Below are 18,860 nucleotides of genomic sequence, written 5' to 3' on the forward strand. Positions count from 1 at the left end.
TTAAGAACGGTACGCACAAAAACACAAAAAAATGAGACACGGAAAAAAAGTAGACAAATTAGGGCGCACTGACAGTCACCGGAAGGCGATGTTAGCTAACATGGCGACTTCATTGATCAGGCATAAGCGTATCACGACAACGTTAGCGAAAGCTAAAGCATTGCGTAAGTATGTTGAGCCGTTGATTACGAAATCAAAAAGTGATACAACACATTCTCGCCGGACGGTATTCGCCTACCTAAAAGACAAAGAAGCGGTTACTATATTATTCCGTGAGATTTCGGAAAAAGTAGCGTCTCGTCCAGGTGGTTATACACGCATCATCAAGTTGGAAAATCGTCTTGGTGACAACGCAGAAATGGCGTTCATCGAGTTAGTAGACTACAACGAAATCTACGGTCAAACAGCGAAGACGGAGAAGAAAGCCACTCGTCGTCGTGGAAGTAGCAAGAAAAAAGCGACAGAAAAGTCGGCTGAAGGCGCAGTAGCGGAAGAAGCTGATGTAGCAGAGGTGACGGAGGAAGTTAAAGAAGAAGCACCTAAAGCAGAAGCAACAGCGGAAGAAACTCCAGCAGCTGAAGAAGCGCCTGCAAAAGAAGAATCTTCGGAAACGGAAGAGAAAAAAGATTAATATTTTTCTCATTTATAAAAAAGCCCGTCACATATCATGACGGGCTTTTTTATTTCATAATTACTTATTATTTTCAGCATGTTACGCTATATTTGCGTATAGTATTTTATCCATACCAGTTTATTTTTTTATACATGGATTTATTTAATGTTTATCCCATAAACCCTATTAATATTGTTAGAGCTAAGGGATCCAGCGTTTGGGACGCTTCGGGTACGGAATACCTTGATTTATATGGTGGACATGCCGTGATATCCATTGGACATAGTCATCCACATTATGTGGAATCCATCACCAATCAATTGCATCAAATCGGATTCTATTCAAATTCCGTAGAGATTCCTTTACAGCGTCAACTGGCGCGCCAGCTAGGTGAAATATCTGGAAAGGATGATTATGCACTATTTCTTTGTAATTCGGGAGCAGAGGCGAATGAAAACGCATTAAAACTGGCATCATTCCACAATGGGCGAAAAAAGATTATCGCGTTCACGAAGTCTTTTCATGGTCGTACTTCATTGGCTGTAGCCGCGACAGACAATCCCACTATTGTGGCTCCGGTAAACAGAACGGAAAATGTAGTATTTTTGCCCTTTAATGATGAGGAGGCACTAACACGCGCTTTTCAGGTTTTTGGACAGGAAATCTCCGCTGTGATCATTGAAGGTATACAAGGTGTGGGTGGAATAAGAGAAGCTTCAGTTTCCTTTCTTCGGTTGATCCGTTCGCTTTGCGACACGCATGAAGCTGTATTTATTGCGGATGCTGTACAATGCGGCTACGGTCGTACGGGTGATTTTTATTCGCAAGATTACGCGGGTATAAATGCAGATATTTATTCCATGGCGAAAGGGATGGGGAATGGATTTCCTATCGGGGCGATTAGTATATCTCCTAAATTCAAGGCGTCCTTTGGTATGTTAGGGACTACTTTTGGCGGTAATCATCTGGCTTGTGCAGCTGCAATCGCTGTGCTTGACATCATTCAACGGGATTGTCTATTGGAAAATGCTCGACACATTGGAAACTACCTTATCACAGAATTGAAAAAGTTTGATAAAGTTAAAGAGGTAAGAGGTAGAGGACTGATGATAGGTGTTGAATTACCGGTAGAATTATCCGATGTGAAAAAGGATTTATTGGTGAAAAATCGAATTTTTACAGGGGAAGCAAAACCAAATGTTATACGGATTTTGCCTGCTTTAAATATTACAAGTGCTATAGCAGATACTTTTTTAACGGCGCTGGATGAGCGATTAAAGACAGTTTAGCTTGTTTGGCGAACGATTTAACAGGCATTTCGACTAAGTGGAGGAATGACCTTATTTTTTACTTTTTACTTGGAAAGATGAATAATTTTTTTTCAGTTGCAGATATTGATGATTTAGATTCGGTCGTGCAAGAAGCCTTGTCGCTAAAAGCCGATCCTTATGCTTGGCGGGAATTAGGTAAGAATAAAACATTGGGTTTAGTATTTCTGAATCCGAGCTTGCGTACGCGTTTGAGCACCCAAAAGGCAGCGATGAGTCTTGGGATGGACGTGATGGTCATCAATATGGATAAAGAAGGCTGGGCGTTAGAGACGCAAGATGGTGTCATTATGAACGGAACAACGGTGGAACATATCCGGGAAGCTGCTGCCGTGATGGGCGAATATTGTGATATATTAGGATTGCGTTCTTTTCCTAGTTTGAAAGATAAAGTAGCAGACTATACAGAAGAACTGTTTAACAAATTTATTAAATTTTGTGGGGTTCCCGTGGTTTCTTTGGAAAGCGCTACGCGTCACCCTTTGCAAAGTTTGACGGATTTAATTACCATTACAGAGCATAAACAGATAGCTAAACCTAAAGTCGTGTTGGCCTGGGCACCTCATGTGAAGGCATTACCCCAAGCCGTTCCGAATTCTTTTTCGGAATGGATGTGCAAAGCGCAGGAGCAGGATTTGGTTGATTTTACGATCGCTCATCCTGCTGGATACGAATTGAACGAGGAATTTACGGTGGGTGCGCAAATAGTGTATGATTTAAACCAGGCGCTGAACGGAGCTGATTTTGTATATGTAAAAAACTGGTCTTCTTATAGCGATTACGGACAGGTTTATCCTGTTCAAGAAGACTGGCTAATGACCAACGATAAATTAGGATTGACAAACGATGCGAAAGTGATGCATTGTCTGCCAGTGCGACGTGATTTAGAGTTGTCATCAGAAATTCTTGACGGGCCTAACTCTTTGGTTGTTAAAGAAGCGGCCAACCGGGTGTGGGCAGCTCAGGTGGTGTTAAAGCGAATGTTGGAGAATCTTAAGAAGTAAATGTATTTAATTAGCTATGGGAAGTGGGTTACATATTATCAAAATCGGAGGTAACGTTATTGATGACGATGTACAGTTGCAGAGTTTTTTGGAAAAATTTGCGGCATTACAAGGTAAAAAGGTATTAGTCCACGGCGGAGGAAAGATTGCTACACGAATTGCCGCTGATCTGGGGATTGAGGCGAAAATGATTAATGGCCGACGTATTACAGATAAGGCTATGCTCGATGTGGCAACCATGGTTTATGCTGGTCTAACCAATAAACATGTGGTTTCTTCTCTGCAGAAATTTGGTTGCGATGCATTAGGGTTGTCTGGAGCAGATGGTAATACGATTAAGGCAATTAAGCGTCCTGTTCGAGAAATTGACTATGGATATGCCGGAGATATCTTAGTAGATTCCGTGAATACCCTAAGTATAAAGAAATTTTTGGAAGCAGGATTTACTCCGGTATTTTCTGCTATTACGCATAACGGTTTGGGACAGTTATTAAATACCAATGCGGATACTATTGCTTCCGCGTTGGCGGTCTCGTTGGCGAAGATATATGAGACAAAGCTGATCTACTGTTTTGAAAAAGAGGGCGTATTACGTGATGTAGATGATTCCGAATCTGTTATCAAATCCATAAATCCAGATGAATTCGAAAAACTAAAATTAGAGAAAGTAATTTACGAAGGGATGATTCCAAAACTGGAGAACGCTTTTGAGGCACTAAGCAAGGGCGTCAAAAATGTATATATTGGCAATGCCTTAAATCTGCACAAATATCAACAGGGGGAATTTGGTACTTGTTTATTATCGAAATAAACCAAAAAATGAGCAAAATAACAATAATCGGTAGTGGAAATATCGGACTTTCCCTTGCCAAAGGACTTGTAAAGTCCGGACAATATACAGCCGCTGAGATCATGCTCACGCGCAGGTACCTCGCTAACCTTCAAGAGGAAGCTGCACTCGGCTTTCAAGTACACGATAATAATACACAGGCCGTTATCGGTGCTGAAATAGTGGTGCTAGCTATCTTGCCGCAACAACTTCGTAAAGTATTGGAAGAAGTGAAGGATACCGTGCATGCCGGACAGATTATTGTTTCTGTCGTGTCAGGTGTAAGCTGTGCTGATATCAAGCAAGTACTTGGTGACGATAAATTGGTTGTTCGCGCTATGCCAAATACAGCTATTGCTATTGGGCAGTCAATGACCTGTATAGCGACTGACTATGCTGCGGATACGGAAATAAAAAAGGTGGAACAATTATTTGAAGCGGTAGGTGCTGTCGTAGTTATTCAGGAAGATCTCATGACGTCTGCGACTGCGCTTTGTGCGTGTGGTATTGCTTTTTTCTTACGCGCTATCCGGGCAGCTTCGCAAGGTGGTGTAGAAATAGGCTTTCATGCACATGATGCCTTAAAGATGGCTGTACAAACGGCTAAAGGGGCTGCAGATTTGTTACTGCAGACGCAAAACCACCCCGAAGGAGAGATTGATAAGGTAACGTCCCCCAAAGGATGTACGATCGCCGGGTTGAATGAAATGGAGCACCATGGGTTCAGTTCGGCATTTATAAAAGGAATAAAATTGTCTGCAGAAAAAGCTGGGGGATTATATAATGAATAAAAATATAGCCCATCTGACAGAAGAAGCTATATCGCTATTAAAGCAATTGATAGCCCTGCCATCTTTTAGTAAAGAAGAAAACGACACAGCGGATTTGCTGTGTCGTTTTTTTCATGAACGTGGCGTGGCGTATAAACGTTTCGCTAATAATGTGTGGGCTTATAATAAATATAGAGACGATTCGAAACCTTGTATCCTGTTAAATTCCCACCATGATACGGTAAAGCCGAATAGCGGTTATACCAAAGGGCCTTTTGATCCCGTGGAGGCAGATAATAAGCTGTATGGTTTGGGAAGTAACGATGCGGGAGGATGTTTGGTATCGTTGATCGCCGCATTTCTGTATTATTATGAACAAGAAGATTTACGCTATAATCTATGTTTATTAGCCTCAGCAGAGGAAGAGATTTCGGGGAAAAACGGAGTCGAAGAAGCGATCAAGCATATTGGGTTGATGGATTTCGCTATTGTTGGAGAGCCTACTCAACTACAGATGGCTGTCGCAGAAAAAGGATTGATGGTCTTGGATTGTGAAGCGATAGGCGTATCTGGACATGCTGCACGGGAGGAGGGAGAGAATGCAATATATAAAGCTATGGAGGCGATAAACTGGTTTCGCACATTTCAGTTTCCGAAAGTTTCATCACACTTAGGGCCCATAAAGATGTCCGTTACCGTAGTGAATGCTGGTACACAACATAATGTTGTCCCCGCATCCTGTACATTCGTCGTCGATGTGCGTACAACAGATGTTTATAATAACCAAGAAGTTCTGGACATCATTAGGCAACATGTTTCGGTCAAAGTGAATCCTCGTTCCACTAGACTCAACCCTTCCGCGATTGCGCTAGATCATCCTGTCGTCCAATCGGGAGTGCGTCTAGGAGCCAAAACGTTTGGAAGTCCGACAATGAGTGACCAAGCGCTGCTACCTATTCCGTCTGTAAAAATAGGGCCGGGAGATTCTGCACGGTCACATTCTGCAGATGAATATATATTTTTAGCGGAAATCGAACATGGTATTATTTTTTATGTCGATTTGCTGAAAAATATCGTGTAAAAAAATATCTACAACGTTATTTGCCTTTTTATACTTTCTTCTAGCGAGATAATCGTCTCCGTGCGTTGGATACCCGTCAACGACTGAATATCTTCATTTAATACTTTGCGCAAATGTGCTGTATCACGGCATACAATCTTGGCAAACATACTGTACTGCCCTGTGCAGTAATGCAGTTCGACTACTTCTTTTATATCTTGTAATTGTTTGACAGCATCAGAATATTGCGAACCTTTCTCTAAATAGATTCCTAAGAAAGCTGTAATGTCAAAACCTACCTTTTGTGGATTAATAATAAGCTGGGAACCTTTGATTATTCCTAGTTCTTCCATCTTTTTCATCCTTACATGGATGGTTCCTCCTGAAACTATTAGTTTTTTTGCTATTTCGGTGTATGGAATTGATGCGTCATTCATCAAAATAGACAAAATTTGTATGTCTAAATTGTCTAAATCGTAATTTGAATACTTTTTGTCCATAAAAAAAGGTATTTTTTGTTAAAAAATGATGCGTATTTTAAAATATGTGTAAAAATAAAATAAAATTACATAATATTTTCATGTGTTTTTTATATTTGTATTGACAAAAGGGATGAAAATCATCTCTAGTTGTAGTAAAAGCATGTTACTTCCCTCAAAATAACATAGGTTTATAATTGGTTAGCGTAAGAAACTCCTCTCCCCGGGGAGTTTCTTCATTTATGCCTTCCTATTTTAAACCTGATGCTGAACTATTTTTTTATTTTTGTAAAAATACTAAGTATTTTTGTTATATAATTTTATTTTTTATAAAAAACAGTCTATTTATTATGAATGTTTTATTATATCTTTTCTTTTTCTTTTATTTTAAATTTTGTATTTTTCGAAAAAAACCGTGATGGAAATCGATGATGTTACCATATCGCGTAAAAAGCCTATTTATCCCGTAGGTGCCGGACTAAACAAATATCTGCGTATGTATCAGCGGGATGCGAAGTTGCCTTTGGCATATAGCGAGCTGCTAAATTTTGTGGAAGCTGTGCCTGTGATGGATAAAAACGGAGAAGACACGCTGTGGGAGACACCGCTATACCCGCCTCATTTACAGGATCAACTGTATGATGCACTACGCGTAGTGTATGCAAAACTTAAAGCATCAGGTAATACGCGTATTGTAGAGCATAAAATTATTGATAGAATAGAGTATTGTGCATTCGGGAATACCAAACCTTTTCGAGTGCGTATTATCAACAGGTTAAATGATGTGTACGATTATTTTTATATTAAGCAGGCTGATGCCTCCCGGATATATGGGCTGGAGTTGGAGGAGATTCTTTCGCCTAATCAGGTAAACTATCTTGTAGATCGTGACACGTTGGTGGAAGAACATATCGTCGGCATACCAGGTGATGTTTTCAGTAAATTTGGCATAGATAATCCAGAATATAACCAGACCCGTATTGCCAAAGAATTTGTGAAGTTCAATGAACGTTGTATTATTTCGCTGCTTGGGGATATGCGGGCATATAACTTTGTTATGCAGATCACGCCCGATTTTGACGATTTCCAATTTCGTATCCGGGCTATCGATTTCGATCAACAGTTTTACGAAGGAAATCCAAAGGTATATATGCCTCAATATTTCAAGGAAAATCTGCCCTATGTGAAATTAGCTATGGAACATTTGAATGAAAAAACCGTGTTGCAATATCAGCAGGAAGAGCGTTCTTCGATTGTGCACCGCGTACGTAGCGAACGTCATCGTATTAAAGATTTACGCGACGCTTCTAAATTGCAGGCGTTATCAACACCTGAGAATATTAAGAATTTAAGAGAAGGTTATCGGGCATTTTACAATAATGAAGCGTATTTGGAGTGCAGATCCATGACGGATATCGTGGAATTGAATGTGAAGAATGTCATTCGCCAGGTGAAACTCTAACTTAATCTACGTTGATTGTCTTTTACAAAAGCTTCCCATCCCGAATAACTCTTTTTCTCCAAACCATTATTTTGTTGGAAGGCGTGGCATACCGCGACCGCTAGTCCATCCGTTGCATCCAAGAATTCGGGTGTCTCCTTAAACTGAAGGATTGTTTTTAACATCGCTGCCACCTGTTCTTTGCTAGCGCTTCCATTTCCAGTGACAGATTGTTTTATTTTACGCGGGGCATATTCAAAGATAGGAATATCTACGCTCAGTGCGGCTGCCATAGCAACACCCTGCGCTCTCCCGAGTTTTAGCATGACCTGAATGTTTTTTCCATAAAAAGGTGCTTCCAGGGCGACACAATCGGGCTGATACTCTTGTATGAGAGCCATCGTTTTTTTAAAAATACGCTGTAGTTTTAGTCCTTGATCATCTAAATGGCCCATTTTGACTACACCTAGGCTTAATAATGATATTTTTTGTCCCGTTTGCTTGACTACTCCATAGCCCATAACAACTGTCCCCGGGTCAATTCCCAAAATAATACGTTCTTTGGCCTTCTCTCTTTGCATGTTGCAATATAACAATTTTGAAACCTGAAATCTTACGCGTATAGATAAATTATTTTAATGAAAAATTAGTAACATTGTGCTTTTATTTTAAATAATTGACAAAACAACAAAAGAAATATCTGAATCTGGGAATTAAGTTGGTCATTGTAGGATTGGCGACATGGTTCATCGTTTCTAAGGTTAACAACCAACAGAATCTTCGCGAATTTAAGTCTCTATTGCAAAGTGTTGATCTGTGGACCGTTCGTGGAACACTGATCCTTGTCGTATTGATGATGCTAATGAATTGGGCAATTGAGGTCGTTAAATGGAAATATCTCAGTCGGCGGATCGAGGTTATTAGTTGGTGGAAAACAATTAAGTCGGTCTTTTGTGGACTTACCTGGGCAATATTTACACCCAATAGAATAGGAGAATATGGGGGGCGTATTCTTCTTCTAAAACCGCGCAGTAGAGCAAGGGGCGCGATAGCAATGGGCGTTGGACTCTTTGCGCAGTTAGTTCTCACGAGTGTATTTGGTTCTTTGAGTATCGCTTGGTTTGTTGCCACTTATCTGCCGACACCGGATAGTGTCAAATTTGGGGTTTGGTTATTGGCGATAATTTATGCAGTGGCATTTGTTGTACTTTATTTTAATGTGCATTGGGTAGATTATCTTGTCGGCAAATTTAGGTTTTTGCGTAAAATAAAACCGTTCTTCTCTATACTGGAAGATTTCACTGCACGAGAGCTTTTGTATGTGATTCTTCTTTCATTGCTGCGCTTCATCATATTTACTTCACAATATGTTGTACTGATGTTGGTCTTTTTGCCCGAATTGCCTTTTGTTTCAATGGTGTTGATGATTTTCATCCTGTTTTTTATCCAATCCGCCGTTCCATCCCTCGATATTTTTGATTTTAGCGTCCGTAGTTTTGTTGCAAGTAATTTATATAGTTATATTACCTCACAGGAAATAGCAGTTATGGCAATCGTTTCCTGTATTTGGTTTGTCAACCTTATTCTGCCCGCTATTATAGGATCTGTATTTGTTTTAAATGTAAATTATGTGGGTGACAACAAGTCTTGATATATTTCTCATCACGATGACCGTCGTGTATGTTGTTTTGGTGCTCTATATGTTGCGCGGATGGTTTCAGATTCCTTATTTTAACAGTGAGCAAGCGACGGTATCTACGCCTGTTTCGGTACTGATTGCTGCTCGTAACGAAGAGGAGAATATTGCGCGTACATTAGACTGTATTGTGCAGCAAGACTTTCCAAAAGAACTTTTGCAGATCATCGTGGTGGATGACCATTCTACCGATAAAACGGCCACCATTGTCGCTTCGTATGCCTCACGGGGTGTCACGCTGCTTTCATTGAATGAGGGGGACAAGCTCAACTCGTATAAAAAGTTAGCGATAAGCCGAGCTATAGCACAAGCTTCTGGGGAGATAATTATTACAACCGATGCAGACTGCCGCATGGGAACAAGCTGGCTACGTACAGTGGTTAGCTATTTTGAGAAGACAGGTGCTTATATGGTTTCATCACCTGTAGCTTACTCCGAAGAAAAAGGCTATTTTGAACGACTTCAGACGTTAGAGTTTTTATATCTTATTGGTTTAGGAGCAGCGGGTATCGGCAATAAGAATCCGACGACTTGTAACGGGGCAAATCTTGCTTATCGGCGGGATTTGTTCTACGAAATGGGTGGTTTTAATGGTATAGATAATCTTGCTTCAGGTGATGACGAACTGTTTTTGCATAAAGTCGCGGAAAAATATGCTGAAAAAATAAGATTCTGCAAATCAAAAGAAGCTATTGTGTACACCGATGCGAAAGTTACACTTTCTGGATTTATCAGTCAACGGAGACGTTGGGCCTCCAAGAGTACAAAATATAGAGACAAACGGGTTGTCGGGTTAGGTGTCAGTATATGGTTGTTCAATTTGTCGCTAATTGCGGGTTTGCTACAGTTTGTTGTGGATCTACCTAACATTCATGTATTATTTTTGTTGGCTTTCGGAATGAAGGTGTTGGTGGAATTAGTTTTTATTTATCCCCTTTGCAGTCTTGTAAATAGACATGCTTTGTTGGCGAATTTGCTCCCGTTGTCATTTATTCATGCCGTTTACCTTATCTATATAGGGGTAGTAGGCAATATTGGAAAATACGATTGGAAGGGCAGAAAGGTCAATTAACTTAATTAAGCTTCTACTTTTTCTTTGATAACCTCTTCAGCTTTCTTGACAATCTCCTCAGCATTCAGCCCGGTCGTGTCCAACGGTTGCAATACCTCCCAACTCATGGAGGTGAACGGGCGTAGCGGAAACATCCCATATTTCACCATTAAATAGGATCCTTTAATAGCGATAGGAACGACGAGTGCATCCGGATTCTTTTTCAAGAGGGTGGCGATTCCACCTACAGAAAAAGCTTTCATTTTACCTGTTTTTGTACGTGTTCCTTCTGGAAAAATAAAAGCTGACCAGTTTTTGGTTTTCATGTTGTTCGCCAGTTTTAATATTTCTGCAATAGATTGTTTAGGGTCTTTACGATCTATGTTTGCTGCGCCACCGTGTACCAGGTTATAAGATATACTGGGAATTCCTGCTTTAGCTAGCTCAATTTTGGAAATGAATTTTCCGTGAAACCGTCGTAAAAAATAAATCATGGGCGGAATGTCAAACGTACTCTGGTGATTCGCAACAAAAATAATCGGTCTTCCCGTCGGAATACCTTTGTTATCTATAAATCGTACTGAATTAAATAAAGTGTAGTTGCAGGCCACCAAAAAGCCGTTTAAGAGGTCTACGCTTTTTTTATGGGCAGCATATCCGCCAAGTTTAAGACAAAGCCATTGAATAGGGTGGAAGATTAGCAATGACACAGCAAAGCAGATATAAAATATAGGGGTAAGTATATAACCAAGTGCTTTTCTCATTTGACCAAAATTTTGCGAATTTACGATTATTAACGGGAAATCGGGAATCGGGGTGTGGCGACGCCGAGATTGTACCTTAATTGCTATTGCCTTAAATCATAATAAAATAAAGAAATATGTTTATTTTATAAATAATGATAAGTATGCATTAAAATATATTTATATATATTTTAATATAATTTATTTTTATATTTGAAAAAAGAAGGTGGTATGATGAAATTACCGACAATTTGCCCAAGTTGCGAGAATCAACTAGTCGTATCAAAACTGGTTTGTATGAATTGTGAAACGGAAGTTTCCGGTAAATATCATTTGCCAGTGCTTATGCAGCTAAGTATTGAAGAACAGGAATTTGTCTTACAGTTCTTGATAAATTCGGGAAGCCTGAAGGAAATGGCTAATCAAATGGGGAAGAGTTACCCAACTGTACGGAATAAGCTGGATGATTTGATAAACAAGATAAAAATGCTGAAAAATGAAGAATAATCAAATCTATAAAGAAAGTCAAAGCTTTATAACTTGGTGGCTGTGTCTATTATACTTGCTTGTTTTAGGAACAGGTGTGTACACAGCATGGAGCAATTCAGATCAAGGGAAAATGGGAGGATTTTCCGTAGGAGCCTTAATTGGCTTGGCAGTATTTGCCGTCATCTTTTTTATGAGGCTTCGATCGCGTATAGATGAAGAAGGGATACATATCCGTTTTTTTCCATTTATATGGAAAGAGAAAACATGGCGTTGGGACGAGATAGGAGATGTGTATGTGAAGCGATATAGTCCATGGGAATATGGTGGTTGGGGCTATCGATTCGGTAGAGGAGGAACAGCTTTTACGACGAAGGGTTCATATGGAATTCATCTTGTGGTTCAAAGAAACAGCGCTAAAATGCTCATTGGGACACAAAAGCCGGAAGAGGTAAACGAAATATTAAAACTATATCGTCAAGTTAATCAAGGGTAAAATATGAAGCATAATATGGAACGACTGTTCTTAAACCCATTTGAAGATTATTTGGAGAGAAATCTATTATGGATAGGTTTAGTTGGTTTTGTAGCAAGCATAACAATTTCCTATTTTGGAAAAATTGTGTTTGATGGTGTTATTCAAATCCACATGGGCGCAACAAGTCTAATTGCTATCATATTGGGAAATCTGTCGAATATCGCAATCCTAACATTGGGATTGTTTACACTCGCGAGGATACTGTATAAAAAAGCTCGTTTTGTTGATATATTAAACAATGTGCTAATCGCGCGTATACCCATGTTATTTGCCGGGTTGCTGGTTATTTGGACGGCAAAGCTGATTCCAATTGAAAAAACATCAGAAATTAATTTTGCCACCTCATTAGACCCGTCGAACATGATGTGGATCGCCCTTCTCGCTATTTTCTTGCTGTTCATGATGGTCTATTTTTTTATCTCCTTGTAGTTGGTATCCGGGATTCTATCAATAGTAAGAAATTTGGGCATGGTTTTTTGATAGTAATTGTAGTGTTCGTATTGGATGCGATGGCGTTATTGGTATATAGAGGGTTTTTTATATGAAATATTATATTGTTTTTTTAATTGGATTGCTTCAATCCTGTTTTGGATATAGTCAAAAATTTGTGGGGACTTGGCAAGGGGAACTAAACGTACAGGGCGTTGCACTTCCGCTGATTTTCCATTTGGAGCATGCTTCGGTATGGAAAGGAACAATGGAGAGCCCTGCGCAAGGAAACGCTAAAATTCCTGCCAGCGCAATCCACATTGGCCAGGATTCCATATCGATAGCCGTTGCTTCGATTGGTTTAACCTATAACGGTAAACTGTTATCAGATGGAGGAATTGAGGGTGTTGTGTCCCAAAACGGCATGATATTTCCGATGCGTCTATCGAAAGTGGAGAATACGTTCGCAAAACGGCGGAGACCACAACTACCCGAGCCACCGTATAGTTATGATACAGTAGACGTTACGTTTTCCAGTGAATACGATGATGTCAAGTTAGCAGGAACAATAACGACGCCCCGGAAAGGTGAGAAGCTACCAGCTGTCGTCTTGGTGAGTGGGAGCGGTCCGCAGGATCGAGACGAAACGATAATGGGACATAAACCTTTTAAAGTGATAGCCGATTATCTAACAAAGCAAGGTGTGGTCGTGTTGCGGTATGACGAACGTGGTATTGGTGCTTCTACCGGGAACTATCCAAAAAGCACCATTGGTGATTTTAGTCGTGATGTTATTGCTGCTGTAGGGTTTATACAAAAACAAGAAAGAGTAGATCCTGCACGGGTGGGAATCATTGGGCATAGTGAAGGGGCACTTATTGCAGAACTGATTGCTGGCGAATCTTCCGCCGATGTAGGTTTTATCGGTCTTTTAGGAGCACCGGCGATTCCCATTGATTCGCTTATGGTATTGCAAGCTTTCGAAATAGGCAAACTAATGGGAATGTCGGTTGAAGAACTCCAAGAGGCTAAAGAAGTGAATCGTCGGAATTTTGCCACTGTAAAGAGTGATCTGGGTGATGAACATGCTTACCGCCAAATTCTGGAGAATATGTCATTACCATTGCCAAACCTTTCCAATAGCCAAAAAGACGAAATAAAAATGATGGTATTACCGGCTTATCGGTATTTTATGCGAATAGATCCCATCCCTTTTATTAAAAAAATAGATGTTCCTGTGTTTGCAGCCTACGGCACAAAAGACGTACAGGTTCCCTTCGCGCCTAATTTGGAGAGTTTGACCGACCATTTACCTCCAAATGAAAGGAATTTTCTAAAAGCGTATGATGGATTAAATCACCTCTTCCAAACAGCCGAAACAGGTGCTGTTTCGGAATATATTGAAATTGAAGAAACATTCAATGAGCAGGTACTTTCTGATCTTGCAGAATGGATAAATGATCTGTAGAGACAGTATGTTTACGTCTCTACGGGGTTGTATTTGCAACGGGTAATATCTTCCCATTATAATATTTGTGGCCATTTTGCGCAAAATCGGCTATATAACGTCCCATTTCAAAAGCGAGTGTGCCAGCTTCTGCACCCGGAAATGCTGCCTCAAACATCTCCGTTTGTGAAGAGCCTAACGCTAGGCAGTTTACCTTAATGCCTTGCTCCTTAAACTCTTCCGCAAGACATTCTGTTAAAGTGGCTAATGCTCCTTTACTTGTGGAATAGGCAGAAAGACCGGCAAATTTTGACGCGCCTTGAAAACCGCCCATGCTTCCTATATTGACGATATGGCTTCCGTTTTTCATAAACGGAACAACATGTTTAATCATATTAATATGTCCTAGCAGATTGGTCTGCAGTACTTGCGCAAACTCCTCCAATGACGTTTCGAGAAAAGGTTTATTAATTAATATTCCCGCATTATTGATCAAGATATCCACCGTGTCAAATTTTGATTGGATAAAGGGAACTAAAGCATCCGGGTAGTTGTCGTATATCACGTCAAATTGGGCTGGATAGAGCTCTCCGCCTTCTGGATTGAGCGAAGAAGAGATTTCATGAAGTTTGCGTAGTTTGTCTCCCGAGCGTGCTAATGCAATTACTTTGTTCTCCTTTTTGGCCGTGAAATCTAAAACCGCTTCAAATCCAATCCCACTGCTTGCGCCCGTAATAATGATATTTGCCATAATATTTATTCTTCTTTTTCTAAAGCTTTTTCTACCTCTTCCGCTGAGGGCAATTTATTGGTTCCCAAACGTTGAGGTCTTAAAATATAATAAAGGCCCGAACTCGCGACCAGCAACGAAATAATATAAAAAAGCAAACTTATCAGCACGGCAAGGTGGGGGTCAAGTTGAAAATACGTCGCTCCAAATGCCATGAGCGATTCGCGTAAACCGGCACCTCCCAGTATAGAGGGCACAATAGCAACCAACGATGAAACTAAAAAGATTAATAGATAGGGAGAGAATTTTCCCGCGAAGCCTAGTGCATACAGGATAGCAATGGCACTCAAGGTCTGGAAACTTTGTACGGCCAGCGCTTTTATGTGCGTAATGACGAATTTCGATAGAAATTCTTTGAAAAAAAGTTGTAAAAAATACAGATAAGTCGCTGTACCTATCACCAAGACACTAATCGTGACGACATGAGGTATGGCTAGTCGTGGCATAAACATAATCAGGCACCCCGTAATGATGGATAATGCCCATAATCCGCTCAACCGATCAAAGAACACGGCGGTTAATACCCTTCTTCCTTTGATCGCGTAATTCTTTTTTAAAAAATATATTTTATAGCCATCTCCGCCAATACCCCCTGGTAAGAAAAAATTATAGAGCAGACCGACTTGATAAAGCCTTAAATTATAACGTTCGCTGATATGAAGCCCGATCACTTTTAAAAAGCTGTTTAACCGAGATGATGCAATCAATTGCGATAATGCATAAGACAATAAAGCGAGAAAAAGATATACTGGATTGCATTTTTCCAATGCGCTCTTCAGTTCGATGAAGGATATTTTCTGTGAAACCCAATAGATAGCCGCCACCGTAATGAGTATCTTGAAAATGTTTTTAACGTACGTCCAGAATTTACTTTTCTTCATTACCATCATCACGAAACGGATAAAATGCGGGTATAGAACAACACAAGATACAAACATACAAAGATACCGGTCAATGAAAAAAGCCAATTATATTCTGTTTTTGTATATTTATCTCTTAATACCGGTATGAGGAATGCGATAAATACCAAGAGCAATAAAATGGGGAAAATGAATGCCCAGCGATGCGGAAAGAAAATCCGTTGCGACATCACCTCGGGATTTGTAAAATAAACAATTATGGGGAACGCGATAAGGATAATAGTAATACGTAGCATAGCCTTTGCAACAATCTTGCTTATGGTATGATTTTTGGATGAGCTCATTCAATGCAGCGTTATAATTTATATATTTGCGAATATACTCAATTCAGAAAACTAATTTTTACATTATGCGAAAACATATCTTATCCGTATGTACAATCTTTACACTGGTGGTGCTTTTAGCATCCTGTGGAGCTCAACGAAAATCTTCTGCTGGAAGCGCTACATCGCTAGGCAATGACGGTCCATCTGCCCGTGAGTGGCGAAATGGGCTAAAGGGGAAATGGGTGTTAAACGCTGTAGATCGGGAAGATGTTCCTACCGCCTACACGATTAAGAATATTTTTGATGAAGCACCGGTAGATTGTTTTATTGGCAGTGTGTGGACTCTTCCTGGGGGTAACTATCAGGGAAGTATTGTTTTTAATGCCTCGGGAACGTTATGTGCTGATGGCGCGACACGGAATATTGTATGGTCGATATACGACATCCCGAACGATAATTTACACCCACAGTTTCAATTTAAGAAAATATACTCGGGTGAGAAAGCTCGGAATGTAACGACGGGTTATCGTTTGGATCTTTCGTATTCTGACGGCCAGTCATTGATCATGCGTATGCCTATCCCACTGGATAACGGAACCGGTCATCTGGTGTTCAATTTCTCGCGCGTACAAGACTAAATCAAGTGATCAATAAGGAGTGACTGGTAAAAAGTATAGACTACTCGTCACTCCTTACGCATTACGATTCACTAAAATATGGATACACATAAAACCAAAGTTGCCTTAATTACCGGTATTACAGGTCAAGATGGAGCTTACCTAGCCGAATTTCTATTAAAGAAAGGCTACATCGTTCACGGCTTGAAGAGACGTTCTTCCCTATTCAATACCGACCGTATTGATCATCTTTATCAGGATCCACACGCAAACAAGCGTAATTTTATGCTGCATTATGGTGATTTGACAGATTCTAGTAATCTGATTCGGATTATTCAGGAAATTCAGCCAGATGAAATCTATAATTTAGCCGCACAATCCCATGTCAAAGTAAGTTTTGATACGCCTGAGTATACGGCGAATGCGGATGGTATCGGTGCATTACGGATTTTAGATGCGGTTCGCCTATTGGGACTGACTAGAAAAACAAAAATATATCAGGCATCTACTTCGGAGCTGTATGGTTTGGTACAGGAAGTTCCACAAAGCGAAAGAACACCGTTTTATCCACGTAGCCCTTATGCCGTTGCGAAATTATACGGTTATTGGATTACGGTGAACTACCGCGAAGCGTACGGCATGTATGCGTGTAATGGCATTCTGTTTAACCACGAAAGTCCGGTACGCGGAGAAACTTTTGTAACCCGCAAGATAACACGGGCGGTCGCAAAGATCGCGTTGGGTTTACAGGATAAGTTATTTTTAGGCAATCTGTCTGCACAGCGCGATTGGGGACATGCGAAAGACTACGTGGAAGCGATGTGGTTAATTTTGCAGCAGCAACAACCTGAAGACTATGTTATTGCGACCGGTGTAACGACTACGGTTCGAGATTTTGTGCGTATGGCTTTTGCAGAACTGGGTATAGAGATCGAATTTAGTGGTAAAGATGAACAGGAAAAAGGAGTTATCATCGACCGTGATGAAGAAATATTGGACCGCTTGAATATTCCTGTGGAACATATAAAATTGGGCCAAACTGTGGTAAAAGTTGATCCGCAGTATTTCCGACCTACAGAGGTAGATTTATTAATCGGCGATCCATCCAAAGCAAACAATAAGCTTGGTTGGTACCCAAAATACACGTTGCCCATGTTAGTGAAAGAGATGGTAGACAGTGATTTGCAGTTAATGCGGAAAGAAGAATACCTGAAAAAAGGAGGCTTCACCATTCTGAATTATTTTGAATAGATACCTATATATGCGTAAGTCTTAATTGGAATAGTTTTTGTAAGATGTTAACGTAGAAATAACAATGATTTTACGGCATTTTATGTGAAAAAGAGGATGTACAAAGAACAAAATAAGGATAAAGGAGGTGCGCTAGACACCAACAAAAAATATCCCGAAGAGCCGTCAAAAAAAAGTAATTCGAAGATTTATTTTTTTATTATAGCTATTGCAGCATTGCTTGCAACCAATGTTTATTTTTATGTAAAATTCAAGTCGTCTGGAGAGAAGCTCTACACCATGGCTATTCAAAAGCAGGACTTACAGATTGAGATTGACCGTATCGAAGCAGAATTAGATAATCTTGTTGCGCAAAAAGTAGTCGGAGTAGATTCGACAATGCAGGCTTCTGAGATACGGGCTAGGGAGAGTATCAGTTCACTGCGGACGAAGCTTGAAAATCAAACGATTTCAGAAGAAGATATGCAGGTAGCAACGAGAGAGGTTGCGCGATTAAAAGGAGATGTATCTACTTTGCGCCTTGCCCTTAATGAGTTAAAAATTAGAAATGAGATTCTTCAAAGAGAGAACCAAACGCTGACTAGACAGGTGTCTACGACAGACAAAAAAGTAACCGCTCTTTCACAGGAAAATACGGAGCTAAAAGGCAAAGTTAATGTTGCTTCTGCATTAAAAGTTTCCAATATCCAGGTTAATGGAATTTCAATCTCAAAAAAAGGCAAAATAGAGACTGAATCCCGCACCCGTAGAATAGATCAATTACAGATTTTATTTTCTGTCGCAGACAATGTCCTGACACCGAAAGGAAATAAAGAAGTATTTGTTCGGGTGATAGATCCATCGGGTAATTTATTTGGCGACGCTAACAATATGTTTTATGTGCATGGCGAGAAATTACAGTATACATTCAAGGAAACCATTAGTTTTACGAATAATGGGGAAGAGTATCAATTCCTTTGGTCACAAGATAAATTCAAAAAGGGAGCCTATACTGTCTTGCTGTATAATGAGAATGCGATCATGGGACGCGCTAGTGTCGTTTTAAGGTAGTGGACAAGTAATCAGTGACCAGTAAATCAGTGATTGTATAGTTAACTAGCTC

General features: G+C 40.1%; 22 protein-coding genes. 16 read left to right on the top strand and 6 right to left on the bottom strand.

What is annotated here, in order from left to right:
• Window positions 1-31: 31 nt before the first annotated feature.
• The 6 genes from rplQ (at window position 32) to H8B06_RS15815 (ending at window position 5,625) form a co-directional block, all read left to right on the top strand.
• A complete protein-coding gene (gene rplQ / locus H8B06_RS15790) occupies window positions 32-631 on the top strand; it encodes a 50S ribosomal protein L17 (RefSeq protein ID WP_190995182.1) in 600 nt (199 codons plus the stop codon).
• Window positions 632-765: 134 nt separating this feature from the next.
• Entirely contained in the window at window positions 766-1,902 is a 1,137-nt protein-coding gene (locus H8B06_RS15795) for an aspartate aminotransferase family protein (RefSeq protein WP_190995183.1), read from the top strand.
• A gap of 77 nt (window positions 1,903-1,979) precedes the next feature.
• On the top strand, window positions 1,980-2,945 hold the full coding sequence (locus tag H8B06_RS15800; protein WP_190995184.1) for a Rossmann-fold NAD(P)-binding domain-containing protein: 966 nt from the start codon (window positions 1,980-1,982) through the stop codon (window positions 2,943-2,945).
• Window positions 2,946-2,961: 16 nt separating this feature from the next.
• The gene (argB, locus tag H8B06_RS15805) at window positions 2,962-3,756 is read left to right on the top strand and encodes an acetylglutamate kinase (protein WP_190995185.1); all 795 of its coding nucleotides are present in this window, start codon (window positions 2,962-2,964) and stop codon (window positions 3,754-3,756) included.
• Between the two features lie 8 nt (window positions 3,757-3,764).
• On the top strand, window positions 3,765-4,565 hold the full coding sequence (gene proC, locus H8B06_RS15810) for a pyrroline-5-carboxylate reductase (RefSeq protein ID WP_190995186.1): 801 nt from the start codon (window positions 3,765-3,767) through the stop codon (window positions 4,563-4,565).
• Window positions 4,558-5,625 carry a M20 family metallo-hydrolase gene (locus tag H8B06_RS15815; RefSeq protein WP_190995187.1) on the top strand — a complete coding sequence of 356 codons (1,068 nt, stop codon included), beginning with the start codon at window positions 4,558-4,560 and terminating at the stop codon, window positions 5,623-5,625. Before proC ends, H8B06_RS15815 begins: the two co-directional genes overlap by 8 nt.
• Before the next feature lie 8 nt (window positions 5,626-5,633).
• On the opposite strand, the gene H8B06_RS15820 is transcribed toward H8B06_RS15815, so the two are convergent.
• Window positions 5,634-6,104 (bottom strand): Lrp/AsnC ligand binding domain-containing protein, encoded by a 471-nt coding sequence (locus H8B06_RS15820; protein ID WP_190995188.1) that lies wholly within the window; start codon window positions 6,102-6,104, stop codon window positions 5,634-5,636.
• Window positions 6,105-6,501: 397 nt separating this feature from the next.
• Between H8B06_RS15820 and H8B06_RS15825 the strand changes: the two genes are divergently transcribed.
• Complete coding sequence (locus H8B06_RS15825) at window positions 6,502-7,545, top strand: hypothetical protein (protein ID WP_190995252.1); 1,044 nt, start codon at window positions 6,502-6,504, stop codon at window positions 7,543-7,545.
• On the opposite strand, the gene ruvC is transcribed toward H8B06_RS15825, so the two are convergent.
• Window positions 7,542-8,105, bottom strand: coding sequence for a crossover junction endodeoxyribonuclease RuvC (ruvC, locus tag H8B06_RS15830; protein WP_190995189.1), 564 nt, complete (start codon window positions 8,103-8,105; stop codon window positions 7,542-7,544). The genes H8B06_RS15825 and ruvC overlap by 4 nt on opposite strands.
• Before the next feature lie 95 nt (window positions 8,106-8,200).
• On the opposite strand from ruvC, the gene H8B06_RS15835 reads away from it, so the two are divergent.
• Both H8B06_RS15835 and H8B06_RS15840 read left to right on the top strand, forming a co-directional pair.
• Complete coding sequence (locus H8B06_RS15835) at window positions 8,201-9,175, top strand: lysylphosphatidylglycerol synthase domain-containing protein (RefSeq protein WP_190995190.1); 975 nt, start codon at window positions 8,201-8,203, stop codon at window positions 9,173-9,175.
• Window positions 9,153-10,292, top strand: a complete 1,140-nt coding sequence (locus H8B06_RS15840; protein WP_223857711.1) for a glycosyltransferase family 2 protein — start codon at window positions 9,153-9,155, stop codon at window positions 10,290-10,292. The genes H8B06_RS15835 and H8B06_RS15840 overlap by 23 nt, the downstream gene beginning before the upstream one ends.
• Window positions 10,293-10,297: 5 nt before the next feature.
• Here H8B06_RS15840 and H8B06_RS15845 read toward each other — a convergent pair whose 3' ends face one another.
• Window positions 10,298-11,035, bottom strand: coding sequence for a lysophospholipid acyltransferase family protein (locus H8B06_RS15845; RefSeq protein ID WP_190995191.1), 738 nt, complete (start codon window positions 11,033-11,035; stop codon window positions 10,298-10,300).
• 213 nt (window positions 11,036-11,248) lie between these two features.
• Between H8B06_RS15845 and H8B06_RS15850 the strand changes: the two genes are divergently transcribed.
• The 4 genes from H8B06_RS15850 to H8B06_RS15865 all read left to right on the top strand — a co-directional run bounded on the left by H8B06_RS15850 (window position 11,249) and on the right by H8B06_RS15865 (window position 13,935).
• Window positions 11,249-11,521 (top strand): DUF2089 family protein, encoded by a 273-nt coding sequence (locus H8B06_RS15850; protein WP_223857718.1) that lies wholly within the window; start codon window positions 11,249-11,251, stop codon window positions 11,519-11,521.
• Window positions 11,511-11,996, top strand: coding sequence for a hypothetical protein (locus tag H8B06_RS15855; RefSeq protein WP_190995193.1), 486 nt, complete (start codon window positions 11,511-11,513; stop codon window positions 11,994-11,996). The genes H8B06_RS15850 and H8B06_RS15855 overlap by 11 nt, the downstream gene beginning before the upstream one ends.
• 3 nt (window positions 11,997-11,999) lie before the next feature.
• Window positions 12,000-12,467 carry a hypothetical protein gene (locus tag H8B06_RS15860; RefSeq protein WP_190995194.1) on the top strand — a complete coding sequence of 156 codons (468 nt, stop codon included), beginning with the start codon at window positions 12,000-12,002 and terminating at the stop codon, window positions 12,465-12,467.
• Between the two features lie 112 nt (window positions 12,468-12,579).
• Window positions 12,580-13,935 (top strand): alpha/beta hydrolase family protein, encoded by a 1,356-nt coding sequence (locus H8B06_RS15865; protein WP_190995195.1) that lies wholly within the window; start codon window positions 12,580-12,582, stop codon window positions 13,933-13,935.
• A 19-nt stretch (window positions 13,936-13,954) separates the two neighbouring features.
• On the opposite strand, the gene H8B06_RS15870 is transcribed toward H8B06_RS15865, so the two are convergent.
• The 3 genes from H8B06_RS15870 to H8B06_RS20715 are packed head-to-tail and all read right to left on the bottom strand — an operon-like array spanning window position 13,955 to window position 15,908.
• A complete protein-coding gene (locus H8B06_RS15870) occupies window positions 13,955-14,665 on the bottom strand; it encodes an SDR family NAD(P)-dependent oxidoreductase (RefSeq protein WP_190995196.1) in 711 nt (236 codons plus the stop codon).
• 5 nt (window positions 14,666-14,670) lie between these two features.
• Window positions 14,671-15,585, bottom strand: coding sequence for a lysylphosphatidylglycerol synthase transmembrane domain-containing protein (locus H8B06_RS15875; protein ID WP_190995197.1), 915 nt, complete (start codon window positions 15,583-15,585; stop codon window positions 14,671-14,673).
• An 8-nt stretch (window positions 15,586-15,593) separates the two neighbouring features.
• Window positions 15,594-15,908, bottom strand: coding sequence for a hypothetical protein (locus tag H8B06_RS20715; protein WP_223857712.1), 315 nt, complete (start codon window positions 15,906-15,908; stop codon window positions 15,594-15,596).
• A 65-nt stretch (window positions 15,909-15,973) separates the two neighbouring features.
• On the opposite strand from H8B06_RS20715, the gene H8B06_RS15880 reads away from it, so the two are divergent.
• From H8B06_RS15880 to H8B06_RS15890, 3 genes are all read left to right on the top strand, one after another.
• A complete protein-coding gene (locus tag H8B06_RS15880) occupies window positions 15,974-16,528 on the top strand; it encodes a hypothetical protein (protein ID WP_190995198.1) in 555 nt (184 codons plus the stop codon).
• A gap of 78 nt (window positions 16,529-16,606) precedes the next feature.
• Window positions 16,607-17,758, top strand: a complete 1,152-nt coding sequence (gene gmd, locus H8B06_RS15885) for a GDP-mannose 4,6-dehydratase (protein WP_190995199.1) — start codon at window positions 16,607-16,609, stop codon at window positions 17,756-17,758.
• A gap of 96 nt (window positions 17,759-17,854) precedes the next feature.
• Window positions 17,855-18,808 carry a hypothetical protein gene (locus H8B06_RS15890; protein ID WP_190995200.1) on the top strand — a complete coding sequence of 318 codons (954 nt, stop codon included), beginning with the start codon at window positions 17,855-17,857 and terminating at the stop codon, window positions 18,806-18,808.
• The last annotated feature ends 52 nt before the right edge of the window (window positions 18,809-18,860 follow it).

Origin of the sequence: Sphingobacterium micropteri (assembly GCF_014692515.1) — a bacterium.
GTDB classification, from domain to species: Bacteria; Bacteroidota; Bacteroidia; order Sphingobacteriales; family Sphingobacteriaceae; genus Sphingobacterium; species Sphingobacterium micropteri.

What these genes read in the sequence shown, in the direction of transcription:
- rplQ (WP_190995182.1), top strand. Translation starts at nt 32, where the DNA reads ATGAGACACGGAAAAAAAGTAGACAAATTAGGGCGCACTGACAGTCAC.
- H8B06_RS15795 (WP_190995183.1), top strand. Translation starts at nt 766, where the DNA reads ATGGATTTATTTAATGTTTATCCCATAAACCCTATTAATATTGTTAGA.
- H8B06_RS15800 (WP_190995184.1), top strand. Translation starts at nt 1,980, where the DNA reads ATGAATAATTTTTTTTCAGTTGCAGATATTGATGATTTAGATTCGGTC.
- argB (WP_190995185.1), top strand. Translation starts at nt 2,962, where the DNA reads ATGGGAAGTGGGTTACATATTATCAAAATCGGAGGTAACGTTATTGAT.
- proC (WP_190995186.1), top strand. Translation starts at nt 3,765, where the DNA reads ATGAGCAAAATAACAATAATCGGTAGTGGAAATATCGGACTTTCCCTT.
- H8B06_RS15815 (WP_190995187.1), top strand. Translation starts at nt 4,558, where the DNA reads ATGAATAAAAATATAGCCCATCTGACAGAAGAAGCTATATCGCTATTA.
- H8B06_RS15820 (WP_190995188.1), bottom strand. Translation starts at nt 6,104, where the DNA reads ATGGACAAAAAGTATTCAAATTACGATTTAGACAATTTAGACATACAA.
- H8B06_RS15825 (WP_190995252.1), top strand. Translation starts at nt 6,502, where the DNA reads ATGGAAATCGATGATGTTACCATATCGCGTAAAAAGCCTATTTATCCC.
- ruvC (WP_190995189.1), bottom strand. Translation starts at nt 8,105, where the DNA reads ATGCAAAGAGAGAAGGCCAAAGAACGTATTATTTTGGGAATTGACCCG.
- H8B06_RS15840 (WP_223857711.1), top strand. Translation starts at nt 9,153, where the DNA reads ATGTGGGTGACAACAAGTCTTGATATATTTCTCATCACGATGACCGTC.
- H8B06_RS15845 (WP_190995191.1), bottom strand. Translation starts at nt 11,035, where the DNA reads ATGAGAAAAGCACTTGGTTATATACTTACCCCTATATTTTATATCTGC.
- H8B06_RS15850 (WP_223857718.1), top strand. Translation starts at nt 11,249, where the DNA reads ATGAAATTACCGACAATTTGCCCAAGTTGCGAGAATCAACTAGTCGTA.
- H8B06_RS15855 (WP_190995193.1), top strand. Translation starts at nt 11,511, where the DNA reads ATGAAGAATAATCAAATCTATAAAGAAAGTCAAAGCTTTATAACTTGG.
- H8B06_RS15860 (WP_190995194.1), top strand. Translation starts at nt 12,000, where the DNA reads ATGAAGCATAATATGGAACGACTGTTCTTAAACCCATTTGAAGATTAT.
- H8B06_RS15865 (WP_190995195.1), top strand. Translation starts at nt 12,580, where the DNA reads ATGAAATATTATATTGTTTTTTTAATTGGATTGCTTCAATCCTGTTTT.
- H8B06_RS15870 (WP_190995196.1), bottom strand. Translation starts at nt 14,665, where the DNA reads ATGGCAAATATCATTATTACGGGCGCAAGCAGTGGGATTGGATTTGAA.
- H8B06_RS15875 (WP_190995197.1), bottom strand. Translation starts at nt 15,585, where the DNA reads ATGAAGAAAAGTAAATTCTGGACGTACGTTAAAAACATTTTCAAGATA.
- H8B06_RS20715 (WP_223857712.1), bottom strand. Translation starts at nt 15,908, where the DNA reads ATGAGCTCATCCAAAAATCATACCATAAGCAAGATTGTTGCAAAGGCT.
- H8B06_RS15880 (WP_190995198.1), top strand. Translation starts at nt 15,974, where the DNA reads ATGCGAAAACATATCTTATCCGTATGTACAATCTTTACACTGGTGGTG.
- gmd (WP_190995199.1), top strand. Translation starts at nt 16,607, where the DNA reads ATGGATACACATAAAACCAAAGTTGCCTTAATTACCGGTATTACAGGT.
- H8B06_RS15890 (WP_190995200.1), top strand. Translation starts at nt 17,855, where the DNA reads ATGTACAAAGAACAAAATAAGGATAAAGGAGGTGCGCTAGACACCAAC.